The organism is Synechococcus sp. J7-Johnson (assembly GCF_024345795.1).
In the GTDB taxonomy this organism is placed as follows: domain Bacteria; phylum Cyanobacteriota; class Cyanobacteriia; order PCC-6307; family Cyanobiaceae; genus Regnicoccus_A.
In genome coordinates, this window is record NZ_JAGQBU010000003.1 from 67,332 (window position 1) to 84,380 (window position 17,049).

Annotated in this window: 18 protein-coding genes, 1 tRNA gene and 1 riboswitch; of the genes, 11 read left to right on the plus strand and 8 right to left on the minus strand. The window is 67.3% G+C overall.

Annotated elements, in window-relative coordinates:
• Positions 1-24: 24 nt before the first annotated feature.
• Positions 25-2,049 carry an RNB domain-containing ribonuclease gene (locus tag KBY93_RS02660; protein WP_255092692.1) on the plus strand — a complete coding sequence of 675 codons (2,025 nt, stop codon included), beginning with the start codon at positions 25-27 and terminating at the stop codon, positions 2,047-2,049.
• Here the strand turns inward: KBY93_RS02660 and KBY93_RS02665 are convergent.
• Complete coding sequence (locus tag KBY93_RS02665) at positions 2,046-3,884, minus strand: FAD-dependent oxidoreductase (RefSeq protein ID WP_255092693.1); 1,839 nt, start codon at positions 3,882-3,884, stop codon at positions 2,046-2,048. The two genes, KBY93_RS02660 and KBY93_RS02665, sit on opposite strands and share 4 nt — an antisense overlap.
• 145 nt (positions 3,885-4,029) lie before the next feature.
• On the opposite strand from KBY93_RS02665, the gene metG reads away from it, so the two are divergent.
• Together metG and lptC are read left to right on the plus strand one after the other, a co-directional pair.
• Positions 4,030-5,619 (plus strand): methionine--tRNA ligase, encoded by a 1,590-nt coding sequence (metG, locus tag KBY93_RS02670; protein ID WP_255092694.1) that lies wholly within the window; start codon positions 4,030-4,032, stop codon positions 5,617-5,619.
• Between the two features lie 5 nt (positions 5,620-5,624).
• Positions 5,625-6,752, plus strand: coding sequence for an LPS export ABC transporter periplasmic protein LptC (gene lptC, locus KBY93_RS02675; protein WP_255092695.1), 1,128 nt, complete (start codon positions 5,625-5,627; stop codon positions 6,750-6,752).
• Here lptC and KBY93_RS02680 read toward each other — a convergent pair.
• On the minus strand, positions 6,664-7,389 hold the full coding sequence (locus KBY93_RS02680; protein WP_315856377.1) for a cofactor assembly of complex C subunit B: 726 nt from the start codon (positions 7,387-7,389) through the stop codon (positions 6,664-6,666). The two genes, lptC and KBY93_RS02680, sit on opposite strands and share 89 nt — an antisense overlap.
• A gap of 175 nt (positions 7,390-7,564) precedes the next feature.
• Between KBY93_RS02680 and psb32 the strand changes: the two genes are divergently transcribed.
• The 6 genes from psb32 to KBY93_RS02710 all read left to right on the plus strand — a co-directional run bounded on the left by psb32 (position 7,565) and on the right by KBY93_RS02710 (position 11,783).
• Positions 7,565-8,218 carry a photosystem II repair protein Psb32 gene (gene psb32 / locus KBY93_RS02685; RefSeq protein ID WP_255092696.1) on the plus strand — a complete coding sequence of 218 codons (654 nt, stop codon included), beginning with the start codon at positions 7,565-7,567 and terminating at the stop codon, positions 8,216-8,218.
• 6 nt (positions 8,219-8,224) lie between these two features.
• Positions 8,225-9,367 carry a proton extrusion protein PcxA gene (pxcA, locus tag KBY93_RS02690; RefSeq protein ID WP_255092697.1) on the plus strand — a complete coding sequence of 381 codons (1,143 nt, stop codon included), beginning with the start codon at positions 8,225-8,227 and terminating at the stop codon, positions 9,365-9,367.
• Positions 9,354-9,920: a bifunctional adenosylcobinamide kinase/adenosylcobinamide-phosphate guanylyltransferase gene (gene cobU / locus KBY93_RS02695; RefSeq protein WP_255092698.1), complete on the plus strand. Its 567-nt coding sequence runs from the start codon at positions 9,354-9,356 to the stop codon at positions 9,918-9,920. Before pxcA ends, cobU begins: the two co-directional genes overlap by 14 nt.
• Positions 9,917-10,402: a tRNA (cytidine(34)-2'-O)-methyltransferase gene (locus tag KBY93_RS02700; protein ID WP_255092699.1), complete on the plus strand. Its 486-nt coding sequence runs from the start codon at positions 9,917-9,919 to the stop codon at positions 10,400-10,402. Before cobU ends, KBY93_RS02700 begins: the two co-directional genes overlap by 4 nt.
• 183 nt (positions 10,403-10,585) lie before the next feature.
• The gene (locus tag KBY93_RS02705) at positions 10,586-11,638 is read left to right on the plus strand and encodes a peptidoglycan DD-metalloendopeptidase family protein (protein ID WP_255092700.1); all 1,053 of its coding nucleotides are present in this window, start codon (positions 10,586-10,588) and stop codon (positions 11,636-11,638) included.
• A 71-nt stretch (positions 11,639-11,709) separates the two neighbouring features.
• Positions 11,710-11,783 (plus strand) — tRNA-Met (locus tag KBY93_RS02710).
• Between the two features lie 185 nt (positions 11,784-11,968).
• Here the strand turns inward: KBY93_RS02710 and KBY93_RS02715 are convergent.
• The gene (locus KBY93_RS02715) at positions 11,969-12,280 is read right to left on the minus strand and encodes a hypothetical protein (RefSeq protein ID WP_255092701.1); all 312 of its coding nucleotides are present in this window, start codon (positions 12,278-12,280) and stop codon (positions 11,969-11,971) included.
• 168 nt (positions 12,281-12,448) lie between these two features.
• Between KBY93_RS02715 and KBY93_RS02720 the strand changes: the two genes are divergently transcribed.
• Positions 12,449-13,039: a peroxiredoxin gene (locus tag KBY93_RS02720; RefSeq protein ID WP_255092702.1), complete on the plus strand. Its 591-nt coding sequence runs from the start codon at positions 12,449-12,451 to the stop codon at positions 13,037-13,039.
• A gap of 75 nt (positions 13,040-13,114) precedes the next feature.
• Here the strand turns inward: KBY93_RS02720 and purQ are convergent, their stop codons facing one another.
• On the minus strand, positions 13,115-13,768 hold the full coding sequence (purQ, locus tag KBY93_RS02725) for a phosphoribosylformylglycinamidine synthase subunit PurQ (protein ID WP_255092703.1): 654 nt from the start codon (positions 13,766-13,768) through the stop codon (positions 13,115-13,117).
• The gene (purS, locus tag KBY93_RS02730; protein WP_255092704.1) at positions 13,765-14,046 is read right to left on the minus strand and encodes a phosphoribosylformylglycinamidine synthase subunit PurS; all 282 of its coding nucleotides are present in this window, start codon (positions 14,044-14,046) and stop codon (positions 13,765-13,767) included. The genes purQ and purS overlap by 4 nt, the downstream gene beginning before the upstream one ends.
• A 98-nt stretch (positions 14,047-14,144) precedes the next feature.
• Between purS and KBY93_RS02735 the strand changes: the two genes are divergently transcribed.
• Entirely contained in the window at positions 14,145-14,486 is a 342-nt protein-coding gene (locus KBY93_RS02735) for a hypothetical protein (RefSeq protein WP_255092705.1), read from the plus strand.
• Between the two features lie 8 nt (positions 14,487-14,494).
• On the opposite strand, the gene cobW is transcribed toward KBY93_RS02735, so the two are convergent.
• The 3 genes from cobW to KBY93_RS02750 form a co-directional block, all read right to left on the minus strand.
• On the minus strand, positions 14,495-15,580 hold the full coding sequence (gene cobW, locus KBY93_RS02740; protein ID WP_255092706.1) for a cobalamin biosynthesis protein CobW: 1,086 nt from the start codon (positions 15,578-15,580) through the stop codon (positions 14,495-14,497).
• Positions 15,581-15,582: 2 nt separating this feature from the next.
• Positions 15,583-16,293 (minus strand): HupE/UreJ family protein, encoded by a 711-nt coding sequence (locus tag KBY93_RS02745; RefSeq protein WP_255092707.1) that lies wholly within the window; start codon positions 16,291-16,293, stop codon positions 15,583-15,585.
• Positions 16,294-16,316: 23 nt separating this feature from the next.
• Positions 16,317-16,478: riboswitch (cobalamin riboswitch) on the minus strand.
• Positions 16,472-16,939 carry a pentapeptide repeat-containing protein gene (locus tag KBY93_RS02750; protein WP_255092709.1) on the minus strand — a complete coding sequence of 156 codons (468 nt, stop codon included), beginning with the start codon at positions 16,937-16,939 and terminating at the stop codon, positions 16,472-16,474. (Overlaps the previous riboswitch by 7 nt.)
• Between the last annotated feature and the right edge of the window lie 110 nt (positions 16,940-17,049).

Genomic DNA, 17,049 nt, shown 5'->3' on the forward strand with positions numbered 1-17,049 from the left:
CCCTGCCCTTGCGGAGCACGGAGTTTGCAACCGGGTGATCTGGTCGGTCTGATCGGCTCGAAGGGACCTGAACTGGCCCTGATCGAGGCCATAACTGGCAGCCGTGCCCGCCTCAGGGCCGGCTGGGACGCGAAGTCCCAGACCATCCCGATGCGGCAGATCGATCTGCTGGCTGCCTTGCCAGGGGTCCACGAGCCGCCGACACGGCTGGATCAGCCGCCCTGGCAGCTGGTGCCCGCCGCCTTGGCGGCTGCATCACCGGGCCGCCGTGATCTCGGCGCGGCCTGGCTTTTGCTTGTCGAGGCACCCCCTGCGGAGGGGATCGGCCTTGACGAATTCACTGAGCTGGTGGCAGGCGCTGACAGTCCAGCTGTGCGGGCCGCCTGCTGGTGCTGGTTGCAGCAGGGCGAGCAGCACCTGTTCCGCTGGCGTCAGGGCAGGGTGCACCCCCGTTCGCTGCACGATCTGCGCCAGCTTCGCCACGATCGGCGCCTTCAGGTTCTGGAGGAGCGGCGCCTGCAGCAGTGGCACGACCTGCTGCGCCAGCGCACCCCCCTTAATCCTGCTGAGCTCGATCCCGCCCAGACCAGGCAGCTGCAGCAGTTGCTTGCCTTCGCCGGCGGCGAGATCGAGGAGCTGCCCGATCCGGAGCTGCGCCGCGCTCTCCAGGCGGCCCAATGCGCCATCGAACCCGGTTCGGTGCGCCGCCTGCTGGTTGACCTGGGCCAGTGGCAGCCCCATGCCCTGCCCTCCCTGCGCAGCAGCGTCTGGGAGCAGGGGTTTGATTCGGCCCTGCTGGAGGACGCCGAGAGGCTGCTGGCCCAGGCCGAGCTGGAGCAGCCCGGAGATGAGAGCCGCCGGGATCTCACCGCCCTGCGGAGCTACACCATCGATGACGCCGATACCGAGGAGATCGATGACGCCGTTGCGCTGGAGTCGCTGGCTGGCGGCGGCTGGCGAATGTGGGTTCACATCGCCGATCCGGGGCGGCTGGTGGCGAGCGGCTCCCCTCTCGATCTGGAGGCCCGTCGTCGGGCCTCCAGCCTCTATCTGGCTTCCGGGGTGGTGCCGATGTTCCCCTTGCCCCTGGCGGTGGGTCCCTTCAGCCTGCGCCAGGGGCAGCGCTGCGCCGCCTGGAGCTGTGCGATGGAGCTGGCAGAAGACGGCAGCGTGGCCCGCCATGAGCTGGTTCGCAGCTGGATTCGTCCCACCTACCGCCTCACCTACAACGATGGCGATGCCCTGATCGATCTGGCCCCGCCCGAGGAACCCGACCTGGCCCAGCTGCAGCGCCTGCTCGAGCGCCGCCGCCGCTGGCGTGAGGCCCAGGGGGCTCTCTCGATGGAGCAGAGCGAAGGACGGATCCGCTGCACGGGTGACGACGCCGAACTGGAGATCACCGATCCCTCGCCGGCGCGGGCCCTGGTGGCCGAAGCGATGATCCTCACGGGTTCGGTGGTGGCTTCTCATGCCGCCGAGCTGGGCCTGGCCATGCCGTTCCGTGGCCAACCGGTGAGTGAGTTGCCGCCCGAGAGTGAACTCCAGGCCCTTCCGGATGGACCCGTCCGCCACGCGGCCCTGCGCCGCTGCCTCAGCCGCGGCAGTACCAGCGCAGCGGTCAGCCCCCATTTCAGCCTGGGGCTGCCGGCCTATGTGCAGGTCACCTCGCCGATTCGTCGCTACGCCGATCTGGTGGCCCAGCGGCAGCTGGCCGCCAGATCGGCCGGTCAGGAGCCCCTTGAGGCAACCCAGATGGAGGAGCTGCTGAAGGAGCTCGATCCGGTGATTCGCGAAGGGATCCAGATCAGTCGAGAGGACCAGCGCCACTGGCAGCAGGTCTGGTTCGAGCAGCACCGGAGTGAGCGCTGGCAGGCGATCTTCCTGCGCTGGTTGCGGCCCCAGGATCGCCTGGCCCTGGTGCACCTGGAGGCCCTGGCGATGGATCAGCCCGTGCGGGCTCCGGAGTCGTGTCAGCCAGGGGATGCGCTCACGGTTCAAGTCCAGCAGGTGGATTCCCTCTCCGATCTGCTGCGGCTGGAGGCCCGTTAGGGCGGCGCCGATCCTGCCTCCAGCCGCGATACCCGCAGCCAGGGCCCCCAGGGATTGGCCACACCGATCAGGCGCACCGGCCGGGGAGCTTCCTGCCGATGCAGCCAATGGTGCAGACCCGGCTCCAGGGTGATCAGCGGCCAGGGGCGACCATCGCCCATGAGGGTGTAGCCCCCGGCTCCATCAGGCACCAGGGTGCCGGCGAAGACTTGTTCATGGGGTTCGCCCGGCGCCTGGAAGGGGCTGGGCGGTTGGCTGCCTGCCAGGTTTCCCCGTGGCTGCAGCTGCCCGGGTTCCTGCAGAGCGCGACGCTGGCGCCCCTTCCAGTCGGGATGGTGCCAGGGGGTGTCCCAGAGGGGCATGGGCCCGGCCGGGGCCACCGGGTCGCTGATCAGTGCCTCCTGCAGAAGCCGCACGTCGAGGGCGGCTGCCGCCGTGCCGGAGGCGACGCAGAGGGCCGCCGCCGCCCCGGCGGCCTGGCCGATGTTGAGGATCAGCGGCTGCAGCCGGGTGGCGCCGTTGGCCATGTGACTGCAGCTGATGGCCTTGTCGGCCGCCAGCAGGTTGTCGAGATCGGCGCTCACCAGCGCCCCGTAGGGAACCATGAACGGAGTGCCGCTCCAGCGGCCACCCCAGCGGCAGCTCTTGGCGGCCAGGGGCCAATCTTCGCCGGGGTAGTGGTGATCGTTGGCGTAGTTGCCCACCGCAATGGCGCTGCAGCGGCCATCTCCATCGACAGGGATCGGCCCGATCCAGGCCCCGTCGTCGTCGGAGCTGCCCTTGGCGCCGGCCGGGATCAGGGGCAACAGATCCTGCTCCAGCACCAGGCTGTGGCCCACCATTCGCCGCCCTTCCCGCCAGTAGGGCATCAGGGCAAGGGCTGAGGGGCCTGCCAGCTCTGAGCCGGCCCCGGCGGCCTTGGGGAACACACGGGCCGGCTGCAACCAACCGCCGGAGGCCTCCCGCAGGGCGCCCAGAAACTCCAGGCTGTGCTGCTGCATGGCTTGCTCCAGTTCCGCCTGGTCGCTGGGATCGGCGCTGAAAGCCCGCTCCAGGCCGTCGTGCCAGTCGTTGCCATGCAGCGGCCAGTTGAGCATCACCAAGCCCCCAGGCAGGCGGCCGTAACTGAGGGTGCGCTCCAGGCCGAATGTCTGGGTGGCCCGCTCGAACGGGGGAGCTGGGGTGCCAACTGCAGGGCAGGGCCCATCCGACTCCTGCGCCAGCACCACCCAGGTGGGGGACTGCACCGGCTGGCGCTGGAAAAAGGGATCTTCCTCCAATCGCTCCTGGCTGGGGGCGCTGGGTTCATTCCAGTCGTCGCTGGCCTCCCAGCCCATGCGAAAGCGTGCCTCCGCCAGTGGCAGCAGATCTCCGCGATCGCTGCCGTCGATGGCGAGCTGCAGGGCCAGCCGCACCAGCTCACCCCGGTGCTCCAGAACCAGGGCCGTGAGCCGGGGGCCGGAGCGCTCCAGCTGCTGCAGCCGGCAGCCGCTCCACCAGCGCAGCCGGGGCTCGGCGTCCACCCAGCCACGCAGCACCCGCTCGGCGCTGGCGGGCCGCCAGCCGAAACAGCTCACCCAGTTCTGGTCGAGGCCTTCGGTCTCCTCCCGCTGCAGGGCTCGCAGCAGCGCTCCCCAGAGCCCGCTCTGCCAGGGGCTGAGTTCGTTCCCATCCGGAGCGCAGACCCCCGCCGCACTCACCATGCCCCCCAGCCAGGGTCCTGGCGTCAGCAGGAGGGTGTCGGCGCCGCCCCTGGCGGCCTGGAGAGCAGCGGCCACCCCGCCGCTGCCGCCACCCCAGACCACCACGGCCGCCTGATCGTCTCGTGTTCGCATCGGGGTGGTGGCGTACTCCACGACCCCGATTGTGCCGATGCATGGGTTGCCCCTCCACTGGAGAGAGCCCTGGAGTGGCACTCGGTAGGATCCGGCCCCGGCGCAGGGTCGCTCTGGCGGCGCAGCGGGCCCTTCACCACCGCCGATGACTTACACCCTCACCACTCCGCTCTATTACGTCAACGACAAGCCCCATCTCGGCAGCGCCTACACCACGCTCGCCTGTGATGCCCTGGCCCGCTTCCAGCGGTTGATGGGGCGGCCGGTGCTGTTCATCACGGGCTGTGACGAGCACGGCCTCAAGATCCAGCGCACCGCCGAGGCGGCCGGGCTCACCCCCCAGGCCCACTGCGATCAGGTGAGCGATCAATACCGCAACCTGTGGCAGCGCTGGCAGATCAGCCACGACCGCTTCATCCGCACCACCGAGCCCCGTCACCACCTGCTGGTGGAGCAGTTTTTCCGGCGGGTGGAAGCGGCCGGCGACGTGGTGGAAGGGCGCCAGCGGGGCTGGTACTGCGTGGCCTGCGAGGAATTCAAGGACGATCCGCCTGAGGCCCGCGCGCCCGAGTGCAGTACCCACCAGCGGCCGCTGGAATGGCGTGACGAGCTCAATCTCTTCTTTCGGCTCTCCCGCTACCAGCAGGCCATCGAGGAGCTGATCCAGCGACCCGGTTTCATCGCTCCGGCCAGTCGTCGGCGGGAAGTGGAGAACTTCGTGGCCCAGGGGCTGCGCGACTTTTCAATGTCACGACTGGATCTGCCCTGGGGCATCCCGGTGCCCGGCCATGAGGGCCACACCTTTTACGTCTGGTTTGACGCCCTGCTCGGCTACCTCACGGCTCTGCTGGAGCCTGGCGATCCGCCCGACCTGGCTCTGCTGAGTCAGCGGGGCTGGCCGGCGAGTATCCACGTGATCGGCAAGGACATCCTGCGCTTCCATGCGGTCTACTGGCCGGCGATGCTGCTCTCGGCAGGGCTGGAGCTGCCGGAGCGGGTGTTCGGCCATGGCTTTCTCACCCGGGAGGGGCAGAAGATGGGCAAATCCCTGGGCAATGTGCTCGATCCGGGGGAGCTCCTGGAGCGCTGCGGCCCCGATGCCGTGCGCTGGTATCTGCTGCGCGACATCCCCTTCGGTGACGATGGCGACGTGCAGCAGCAGCGCTTCAGCGACCTGGTCAACAACGACCTGGCCAACACGATCGGCAACCTGCTCAACCGCACCTCCTCGATGGCCCGCCGCTGGTTCGATCAGGCGGTTCCTTTCCCCAGTGAGGACGTGGGCAGCAGCCATCCGCTGGCCCAGGCGGCCCTGGTGGCGCGCGAGCAGGTGATCGATGGCATGGAGCGGCTGGATTTCCGCCAGGCCGCCGCAGCGGCCCTGCAGCTCGCCATCAGCGCCAATGGCTACCTCAACGACCAGGCACCCTGGAGCCGGATGAAGCAGGAGGGCCAGCGACAGCAGGTGGCCGACGACCTCTACGCGGTGCTGGAGGCAGCCAGGCACGTGGCGCTGCTACTGGTCCCGATCCTGCCCGATCTCTCCGCCCGCATGCTGCTTCAGCTGAATCAGCCCCTGGCGCCCAGTGGTGCCGCGCCTGGAGGCCAGAGCAGCCCCACTGGCGTGCAGGTCCCCTGGCAGGAGCGTCTGAGCTGGGGTGCCCTGGTGGCGGGCACCCTCCTGCCGGAGCCGGAACCTGTGATGGCACGCCTTGAACTGGATGGCTCGCTGTGAGGGCCGTGCTGGCGGCTGCCCTGATCCTCGGACTGCCGCTGGTGGCCTTGCTGGGCTGCGAGCGCAAGGCCATCAAACCCAAGGAAACTCAACCCTTCGTGTTCCGTTCGCTCAACCTCCGCCAGCAGGATGGCAAGGGTCGGCCGGCCTGGGAGCTCACCAGCCCCCAGGCCCGCTACGACCTGCAGCGGCGGGTCGCCCGCGCCACGCAACCCCGCGGGGTGATCTACGCCGCCGGCAAGCCCCGCTACAAGGTGGAGGCCACCAGCGGCCTGGTGATCAATGACGGCGAGGTGATTCAGCTGGAAGGCAAGGTGCGCATCCTGGTGCTCGGTCCCAGAGGCTCTCTGATCAGCGGTGATCGGGTGCGTTGGACGCCAAGTCGGCAGGTGATGGAGATCGAGGGGAAGCCCCTGCTCACGGAGGGTCGGAGCCGCCTGAGTGCCACCAAGGCCAAGTTCCTGCTCGACAAAGCCAAGCTGGAGTTGCGCGGCAAGACCCGCCTGCAGCAGCCGGAGCTCGATCTGCGCGCCAGCCAGGCCGACTGGCTGGCTGACACCGGTGCCCTGGTGGCGGCGGGTCCGGTGAAGGGGGAGCGGCGCCCCGCCGGCGAGAAGGGCACCGTCCAGACCGTCACCGGTTCGGCGCTGGAAGGGAACACTCGCGAGGAGGTGGTGGATCTCCTGGCGCCGGTGCGCTTCGCCGATTCCTCCCGGAAGGCGGTGCTGGATGCCCAGCGCACCCGTTGGAACTCCAAGGAGCAGGTGCTCAGCACGGCCCTGCCCTTCACCGGCGTAGTCGATCAGCTGCACGTGGCCGGCGACTCGCTGCGGCTGGTTCTGAACCAGAAAACGGCGATCATCCCCAGCGGTTGCCGCCTGCGCCAGCCCGGCGAGCGTCTCCAGGCCAGGGAATGCCTCTGGCGCTGGGACAACCAGGCCATCGAAGCCCGTGGGGGCGTTCAGCTGGAGAGGGATCAGAACCATCAGATAACCCGCAGCGAGCAGCTGTTCGGAAAGGTCGGAGCCAAGGGCCAGGCTGAGTTCATGACCCCGGGGGGACGGGTGCGCTCGGAGCTGAAGGTGCCTCCTCCCTCGAAGGGAAAACGCCCTCCTGCTCCAGTGACGTTCTGAGCTTCTCGGCCCAGCCCTCTACCCAGAGCTCGTCGCTGCGGCTGAAGCAGCGCGGCGACCAGCCGCCAGCCAGCAGCCAGCCCTCACTGCCGATGGGTTGCACCAGCACAGCGGGCGTTCCCTCCGGCAGGCAGCGGAACTCGTCGCGGCCTGGGTAGAGCTTCAGGTTCACCAGGGAGATGGCCCGGGCGGTTGTGGTGGCCCGACGGCAGATCTCCCCCGGCTCGAAGGGGCTGGTCCCCAGCAGACCCCGCCGCAGCAGGGTCCTGCCCCTCCAGTGGATCAGCAGGCTGGCGGCCGGGGTGGCGGTGAGCAGCAGGCGGCTCCCCCAGGCCAGCTCAAGCCCCAGCTCCTGGGGCAGCAGGGAATCCAGCTCCAGCCCCTGCTCCCCCTGCAGCTCCACCCGCTCCGGGGTGAGCGGCACGGCCCGGGTCCAGAGCACGGCCACCAGCATCAGCCCCACCGCCATCAGGCTGGCAAGCACCCCGGCGCGCTCCAGGGCGGGGTTGAGCTCAGCAGCGGTGAGTTGATTGAGCAGGCAGAGCCCCAGCCCCAGCAACCCTGTGGCCAGGGTGAAACGGGCCGGGGTGGGCATGGTCGACACGGAACGGCTGAGGTTCAGCGTGAACGCTGACACGGATTCGAGCCGCCAGCCTGGCCACTCCCAGGCGACATTGCTGGCTGAGCGGAGGCAGGGCTGGAGAGATCCTCGATGCTGTGGAGGCCCTCAAACGCGACAGGCTGGCCAGCTGAAGGCAAACTGTGGAGCAATGATCCGTCCTCCGCTGCCCGTGCGTCTGATAACCCGATCGATGGCAGTGATCACCGCCCTGGTGATTGCCCTGCTGGCTGCGGCTCCCGCTGTCTGGGCCGTGGGGATCCGTGACCTGCCCACGCCGCCAGGCTCGCAGCATCTGATCGACACCGCCGGGTTGTTCAGCCGCGCCACCTCTGCGGAGCTGGAGCGTCGCCTGGCCGACCTTGAGAGCGATCACGTCCAGGCGCGATTGCTCACCGTTCCCCGCCTTGACTACGGCCTGGAACTCGATGCCCTCGGCCAGCAGGCATTGGAGTCGTGGTCGGCCTCCGAGCCCAGCTCCGGTGCTTCGCTGCTGCTGTTGATCGATGCCCAGACCAACACCGCTGCGGTGGTGGCCAGCCCCGAGCTGCTGGAGCAGCTGCCGGCCTCGCTTCTGCGCGACACCGCCGACAGCACCATGGCTGTTCCGCTGCGGCTGGGGGGCCGCTACCGCCAGGCCTCCCTCACTGCCTTGGATCGTCTGGGAACGGTGCTCCAGGGAGGAGAAGATCCTGGCCCACCCCTGGAGGAGACAGCCGCCCCGGTGGTGAGCAACATCCCCACCCGGGAGGAGACGGCCAACAGCAAAGGCTTCCAGTGGGTGATCGTGCTGCTGGTGGTGGGAACGATCGTGCCGATGCTCACCTGGTGGGTTTTCTCCCGCTGATCACCGATGGCCCTGCGCGACTGGATGGGTACGTTCGGCAAGGCACGCTCCAGCGATCTTGTTCAGCAGCTTGAGCGCGCCTATGAGGCCGCCCTGCTGATCCAGAGCATCGAGATCGAGTTCTTCGCCGATCGGCCCGTCCGCACGGACCTGGAGCTGAGCGTGCCCCGGCAGGTGCGCAACCAGATGTTGCGCCGGTTCCGGGCGGCCCTGCAGCTATGCCGCGAGAGCCTCGAGGAGCTCAAGCCCCGCCGCCATGAACTGGATTCCCAGCAACAGCGGCAGCTGCAGCTGATCGAGTCCGTCGAAGCCCGCTACAGCTCGCGTTCAGGCTCGGCCAGCCTCAGTCGCAGCCCCGAGCTGCTGCCCCGCAGCCTGATGGGTGCCGTCGAGCGGGTGCGCCAGCAGCTGGATCCGGAAGCCGAGGCCACCGTGGTGGCGGGCTTTCGCCGCCGCCGCGACACCACGCTGGTGTCCCTGCGCGTCTTGCTGTTGCTGGTGCTGGTGCCTCTGTTGATGCAGCAGGCCAGCCGCTCCTTCGTGATCTCCCCCCTGGTGGATCGCTTTGCTCCCGATGTGCCTTTTCTGAGTTACACCAAGCCCCAGCTGGAGGAGGCGGCTGTGGAGAAACTGCGGATCTACAAGGCCGAGATCGAGTTCGCCGCCCTGCTCAAGGGCTCTGTCCTGCCGACCAATGAGGAGCTGCACCAGGCGCTTGCGCTCCGGGCCGAAGAGCTCAAACAGGAGGCGGACAGTCAGAGCACCCGCGCCATCAAGAACGTGCTTTCCGATCTGTTTGCCATGGCGGGCTTCGTTCTGGTCTGTTTCTTCGGTCAGGAGGAAATTCGCGTGCTGCGCGGGTTCCTTGATGAGCTCGTTTATGGACTGAGCGACAGTGCCAAAGCTTTTGCCATCATCCTGTTCACCGATATCTTTGTTGGCTTTCATAGTCCAGAGGGCTGGACCGTTCTGCTCGATGGTGTAGCCAATCACCTGGGACTGCCGCAACGGGAGAATTTTATACTTTTGTTTATAGCCACATTTCCGGTGATACTAGCAACTATATTCAAGTATTGGATCTTCCGTTATCTCAACCGTGTTTCGCCATCTTCGGTGGCCACTCTGCGAAACATGAATGGGGGTGGTTGAGCAACGTGCCGGGGCTGGGCTCACCCTGGTGAGTGGTCCCAGTCGCAGTGGCAAGAGCCGCTGGGCCGAGCATCTGGTCGCCAACAGTGGCCGTCCGGTGCTCTACATCGCCACCGGAGCTGTTGCTGCGGATGATCCGGCCTGGCAGCAGCGCCTGCAATTGCACCGGCGCCGGCGACCCGGTCACTGGGCCACCTGGGAGGTGGAGGGGGAGCTGGAGTCGGCCCTGGGGCGTGCCCCCGCCGATCACCACCTGCTGATCGATTCCCTCGGCACCTGGCTTGCCCATCACCTCGATCTCAACGCCGATGCCTGGGAGCGACGGCAGCTGGGCCTGCTGGAGGCGCTCTTGAGCTGCTGCGCGCCTCAGCTGATCGTGACGGAGGAGACCGGCTGGGGGGTGGTGCCTCCCACCGTGATCGGCGGCCGTTTCCGGGATCGGCTGGGGGGGCTGCAGCAACGGTTGCAGCCCCTGGCCCAGGCCAGCTGGCTGGTGATCCAGGGCCGTGCCATGGATCTGCATGCTCTCAGCCAGCCGGTGCCGGACCCGTGAGCGACCTTCCCCGGGTGGTGCTGTTTCAGCCCCAGATACCGCCCAACACCGGCAATGTGGCCCGCACCTGTGCGGCCACCGGGGCGGAGCTGCACCTGATCGAACCCCTGGGGTTCAGCCTCGACGACCGCCAACTCAAGCGTGCGGGGCTCGACTACTGGCCCTGGGTGCCCTTGCACCTCCATCCCACGTTCGAGGCCCTCCGAGCGGAGCAGCAGCGGCGTGGAGGGCGGCTGCTGGCGTTGAGCAGCCAGGCCGATCAGCCATACCACCAATGCCGCTTCCGCAGCGACGACTGGCTGCTGTTCGGGCGGGAGAGCGACGGTCTGCCGCCGGAGCTGCTGGAGCTGGCCGAACTGCGGCTGATGATCCCCATGGCCGGCTCGGTTCGACACGGTGGTGGGGTGCGCAGCTTGAATCTCTCGGTCTCGGTGGCCGTGGTCTTGTTCGAGGCCTTGCGCCAGTTGGAGACTGGTGTCTGAGCGATCAGCCGCTTCCTGGATCGTCCATGACGATTTATGCGCTGACCCCAGAGGCTTGTGCCGGATGGTTCATGCCGCTACCCTCGGCGCGGCTCGGGGATGGTGGCTTCTCCACCGGGCCTTGTCCAACGGGTGAATTTCTGCATGAAGCCTTCGCATCTGATCTTGCCGCTGCTGGGAACCATGCCGGTTCTCTCCCTCGTGGCTGTCGGCGCCATCCCAGGCATCGCCGACGCGCGCCGGCCCGGTTTCGAATCGATGCCCGAGCGGCTGGAGTCCGATCCATCGATGGCTGCTCTGCCTCCGATCGGCGAACCCCAACTGCTCGCCTCCCTGCCGAGCTCGTTCCGCGACAAGCTCTGGGTTCGAACCCGCGACGACATCAGCCTTGAGCAGCTGGCCAGCCAGTTGCGGGTTCAGGAAACCCCCCTGGCCAAGCTCAACGATGTCAATGAAGATCACTCCTTCAGTCGGGGCGACTGGGTGGTCCTCCCGTCCAACAAAGCTTCGACGGCTAAGCAGCTTGCCTCCCTCGACACCAGTGAGCTGCGTCGCTCGGCTCCCCGCACTGAGCCCCCCCCTCTTGAGAGCACCGGTGTGGTGCGCTTCGGCGACAACCTGGTGAAGCTTTCCCAGCGTTACAGGCTCAGCATCCAGGATCTGCTGCGGCTCAATCCTGGGCTGGAAGCGGCTCGCCTGGTGGAAGGAAGCCAGATCCGTGTGTCGAGGGCCGGTGTCTCCCGCTCGCGCATGGTGCTCGGACTCAAGCCCACCGGCAGTGGTGGCCTGAGCTGGCCAGACCTTCCCGGTTTCAACCGCCCGGGTGAGCAGCAAACGACTCCTTCCCAGCTCGGCAGTGGTTGGATCTGGCCAGCCCGCGGTGTGTTCAGCTCTGGCTACGGCTGGCGCTGGGGACGGATGCACAAGGGCATCGACATCGCCAGCAATGTGGGTACGCCGATCGTGGCGGCCCAGGGTGGTCAGGTGTCCTATGCCGGCTGGCACGACGGCGGCTACGGCTACCTGGTGGAGATCCAGCACCCTGACGGCAGCAAATCGCTCTACGGTCACAACAGTCGGGTGCTGGTACGTGTGGGACAGCAGGTCTCCCAGGGCACCCAGATCGCGGCGATGGGCAGCACCGGCCGCAGCACCGGCCCTCACCTCCACTTCGAGATCCACCCCGCTGGCCGTGGCGCCGTAAATCCGCTTCAATTCCTCCCCGGCAGGGCCTGATCTCCATCCTTGCCACCTCCCCCTTCCCCGGTCGGGAGAGGGAGGTCGATCGTTTAAAGTCCTTACAACCGGGCTCGGTAGCTCAGCTGGTTAGAGCGTGGGATTCATAACCCCAAGGCCGGGAGTTCAAGTCTCCCCCGAGCCATTTATGGCGTCTAATTGAGGCGCAGTCGATGTCAAACCAAGCGGATCAGACGAATCAAAGTTCAGGGTTCGTCTGATCAATTCGGTTTGTTTGGAGCCACGGAGCGATGGGGCCTTTAGCCATCAGCTCCATGCTGAGCTCCAGATCAGTGCGGGTCAGCTCCGGTCAGTTCGGATCTGTTGGGGTCAGCGCATCTCGATGGCGTTGAGGCGCTCGCGGAAGCTGGCGGAGGCCGAGCCCCCTTCTGAGCCGGCGCTGGCCGGAGGCAGGTTGGGTGCCGGCGCTGGACCCGCATAGCGCCGGGCACGGCCATAAACCTGGGGCCGCACATCCACGGCACGCACCAGGGTGCCGGTGCGTGAACGACCGCCTCCGTCACTGTCGCCGGGTTCCTCCCGGTTGAGGGGGCTGGCTTTCAGCTCGCTGCGCAGCTGGTTGAGCAGGCGGAAGTGGCCGGTGTTGTTGTATTTGCGAAGCAGGACAGGGTCCCAGGACATCAGGTCAAGGCTGTGGAACGGGGGCGGGGCATCAGCCGTCGTCGCCTCCTTCATCGTAAGGGCCGCTCTTGCCAGGGTTCCGTGATAAATTGTTGCGGTCGCAAGTGGTAGTCGGTCCGAGTTCGGACTGAGTTCCCTGCTTTCCCGTTCGTCACCCACTTTTCAAGCATGTCCCGGCTCGTCGGTCTGCAGGCCCCTGAATTCACAGCCACCGCAGTGGTGGATCAGGAGTTCCAGACGGTCACCCTCTCCCAGTACCGCGGCAAGTACGTGGTGCTGTTCTTCTACCCGCTCGATTTCACTTTCGTCTGCCCCACGGAGATCACCGCCTTCAGCGACCGCTACGGCGATTTCTCCAGCCGCAACACCGAGGTGCTGGGCGTGTCGGTGGACAGCCAGTTCTCCCACCTGGCCTGGATCCAGACGGATCGGAAGCAGGGTGGCATCGGCGACATCGCCTATCCGCTGGTGGCTGACCTCAAGAAAGAGATCGCTTCCGCCTACAACGTGCTCGATGAAGATGCCGGCGTGGCCCTGCGCGGCCTGTTCATCATCGATCCCGAGGGTGTGATCCAGCACGCCACCATCAACAACCTGGCGGTGGGCCGCAACGTTGATGAGACCCTGCGGGTTCTACAGGCCTTCCAGCATGTCAAGGCCAACCCCGATGAGGTCTGCCCCGCCAACTGGACACCGGGCGAGAAGACCATGAACCCTGATCCCGTCGGCAGCAAGGAGTTCTTCGCCGCGGTCAACTGATCAATCTGCCTTCGGGCACCGGATGCAGGGAAGGGGGCCAGTGGCCCCTTTTTTTGCGCTCTGATCGGGGAGCGTTCAGCCCAGCAGGCTGGCGAACAGCCGCTGACCATCGAGGCCGCCGGTGCGGGGGTCGCAGGCCCGCTCCGGGTGGGGCATCAGTCCGAGCACGTTTCCGGCCGGATTACATAACCCAGCCACATCGCCCACGGAGCCGTTGGGATTGTTCTGGTAGCGCAGGACCACCTGGCCGGACTGCTCCATGGCCTCGAGGGTGGACGGCTCGCACTGATAGCGCCCTTCGCCATTGGCAATCGGCAGGTTGATCTCTTCGTCCTCCCCGTAGCCTGAGAGCCAGAGGCAGCTGCCAGGGCGCACCGTCAGGGCGGTGGGCTCACAGATGAAGTGGAGACGGCTGTTGCGGGTAAGGGCACCGGGGAGCAGGCCGAGTTCGGTGAGCATCTGGAAGCCATTGCAGATCCCCAGCACCGGGCCACCCCTGGCGGCAAACTCCGCCACTTCCTCCAGCACCGGAGCGAAACGGGCGATCGCGCCGCAGCGGAGGTAGTCGCCATAGCTGAAGCCGCCGGGCAACACCACGGCATCCAGGCCGTTCAGGTCGCGCTCCTCATGCCAGAGGAAGCGGGTCGGAATTCCCAGGCAGCCCTCGGCCGCCCAGCCCACGTCCCGGTCGCAGTTGGAGCCGGGGAACACCACCACACCGATCGTCATGCCGGCAGGTCCGCTCCGTTGGCGGCGATCTCGTGGAGTTCCAGTTCCCAGTTCTCGATCACGGGATTGGCCAGCAGCCGGTCGCTGAGCAACTCCACTCGCGAGCGGGCGGTGTCGGCATCGGGAGCTTCGATCTCCAGCTCCACCGCCTTGCCGATGCGCAGTCGGCTGACCCCCTCCACCCCCAGGCGGCTGGTGGCGGCGCGGGTGGCCTCACCGGCTGGATCGAGAACCGAGGGCCTCAGGGAGACCAGCACACGGGCGTGAAAGCGGGGCACCAGGCAGCCGGAGCGTTTGTTAAATCTTGGCAGCCCATGTTCCCCCTTCGCCAGGGCCAGATCCAGCTTGAAAGGGTGAGACGGAGGAGACCCCAGCCATGCACGGCCCATCTCCGGCGCTGACCATGGCGGCTGCCCTGGTGGCAGTGCTGGGCTGGGTCTGGCAACCGGCGCTGGGGGCCGAGCCACCGACCTACACGGTCGAATGCCGCCTGGAGAACGGCCCCTGGCACCCCTGCGTGATGACGGTGCAAGCGGTGGGGGAGCGATGGCAGATCGACCTTGATGGCCTGCGGGTCCTGTTCCGCCACGACGGGCGCGGCACCGTCGAGATGAGTCGTTCCAGCGGTCCCTGGCAGCCGGTGAGCGGCCGCTGGCAGGAGGACCATGCCCTCTGCTGGGACGGGATCTGTGCCAAGGGGGCCTTTCCGCTGGATTGAGGGCCGTTTCAGGCCAGTGGGCTGAGAGCCGCGCTGCCCAGGACCTGCTCCAGCCGGGCTTTGTCGAGGCGCAGGCCCAGCACCACCAGCTCCAGGCCAGGGCTTGCTGCGGCATTGGGCTCGACGGGCTGACGGTCGTACCAGCTGTCGAGCCGTGGACCGACCGCCTGGATCTGCAGGGGCCTTGGCTTGCCGCTCTGGTGCAACCAGCCCTTTAGCCGCAGAATTCCCTGCTCCACGATCTGCTCGATCAACAGGCGTTCCAGGGCCTGGCGGTCGAAGTGGCCGGGCAGCTTCAGAGCCAGTGACTGCATCGGCACATGGCTGTGGTCATGGCCGTGATGATCTTCGTGGAGTGGCCTGGCCGGCTCAACCCTCTCCAGGCCCAGCATCAGCTCGGCAGGCACCTCGCCACGGACCATGGGCAGCACCTGAACTCCGCGGCGGCAGAGCGGCGCCAGCTTTTGCTGGATGGCCGCGCTCTGGGCGGCATCGAGTCGATCGGCCCGGCTCATCAGCACCAGATCGGCCGCCGCCAGCTGGTCGCGGAAGAGATCTTCAAGGTCGCTGAGGTGGTCGAGGCTGGGGTCCGCCGCCCGCTGGCGTTCCAGGGCAGCCGGATCGCCCACCACGCTGCCCTGGGCGAGGGCTTCGCCATCGACCACCGCCACTACGCCATTGACGCGGGTGCGGGTGCGGATCTCCGGCCACTGAAAGGCCTGGACCAGCGGTTCGGGCAGGGCCAGACCGCTGGTTTCGACCACGATGCCGTCGAGGCGATCGGCCTTGGCCAGCAGGATCTGCATGGTGGGCAGGAACTCGTCCTGGACGGTGCAGCAGAGGCAGCCATTGGCCAGCTCCACCAGCCGACCCTCCAGCTCGTCTTCGGGGCAGAAGCCGCAGCTGCGCAGCAGGGATCCATCAATGCCCACTTCGCCGAACTCGTTCACCAGGACCGCCAGGCGCTGACCACTGTTGAGCAGCAGATGGCGCAGCAGAGTGGTCTTGCCGGCGCCCAGAAATCCAGTCACGACGGTGACCGGCAGCCTCCGGTTGGCGAGCGGCGCCAGCGGGGCTGAGGTTGGAACTGCCATCGTCAGGGCACCAGCTGAGTCCAGGCGAACGTGGCGCCGATACCGATCAGCAGCCCCGCCAGCAAGCGCAGGTTGGCGGCTTGAAGCCCCCGGGCCCAGGAGCGCACCAGGGTGACGGCTGTGATCAGCAGAGCCCCTTGGCTGAGCAGCAGGCCAAGCAGGTAAACCATCTGGGCCGAGATCGACCAGCCGAGCACCGGCTGGCTCAGCACGCTGCCGTGCAGGGCGATGGCGGGCAGCAGGATCCAGCGGGGCCAGCGGCCGAGCACCACCAGACCGGTGGCCACGAGTGAAAGAGCCACCAGCAGCTCGCTGCCGGGCAGCACCGGCAGCACCAGGCCGAGGGCGGTGGAGCCCAGGCCGATCGTCAGCAGGGCAATCACCCAGCGCAGCGGTTGCTGCAGCCCCACCAGCCCCAGGCTGAGCAGGAACAGCAGATGGTCAGGACCGAGCAGGGGATGGCCGAGTCCACTGAGGAAACCAGCCAAGGCCCCTTCCCTCAGCCCGAAAACCTCCATCAGATGGTGGGCCGAAGCCGGAGCCGTCAACAGCGAAACCAACAGCAGAGGCACCAGTCCCACCAGGGCGATGGGTCCTGCAGTGATGCGCCGGGAGCCGGAGGTGGCAGAGGTGGATTGGGGAAATCGGTGAGCGAGCTGGGTTGGCCGTGCTGGCTGCCGCAGCCGAGCCGGATCCCCTGATAGGGAAGTCATGGTCTGGAAATCCGGTCCGCGCCGGCATGAGAGGGAGCACCGGCGGGTGTTCTGACTGGCTCGTGCGGCGGCGATTGACCGGAGCACGGGCTGCACAGCTGCGGGACAGCGCCGGATTTGCACCGGACTTTCCCCCTTGCCCCCGGTGGCTGATCCCCACCGGAACCGGATTCAGATGCTACCGGCAGCCCAGGCTTTCGACCGTGGAGGCCCCGGTGGTGGGGTTGAAGCCATCGGCGCGGGAACAGAGGGCCTTGAGCTGGGAGAGGTCCAGGACAGCGTCGCTGAAATCAGCTCCCTCGATCTGTGCGCCTGTGAAGCGGCTCTGCATGAGCATGGCGTTACGCAGCACGGCTCCGCTCAGATCGGCCCCGTCGAAGCGGGTGGCGAAGGCCACGGCGTCTTCGAGGTTGGCCCCGCTCAGATTGCTGTTGGTGAGGTCGCTGGAGTTGAACACGGCCCCGCGCAGATCGCTGCCGCTGAGGTCGAAGCCGCTCATCGAGGCTTTGAGGAACTCCTGCTGGTGCAGGTCACGGCCATGCATGTCGGGCTGCAGATCCTGCAGGGACCGCTGGCCCCGCAGCTCCGGTGCTGTGATCGCCGAGGCACTCCCCACCCCCACGAGCAGCGAGCTGCCCACCAGCATGATCAGGCCCGCAAGCAGCGAAAACCAACGCCGGAGGACGCGGCGCCGACGAGACGGGTGAGGCCTTGAAACCCGAAGAGCAGACGGCAAAGCGCACGTAGCGTGACAGC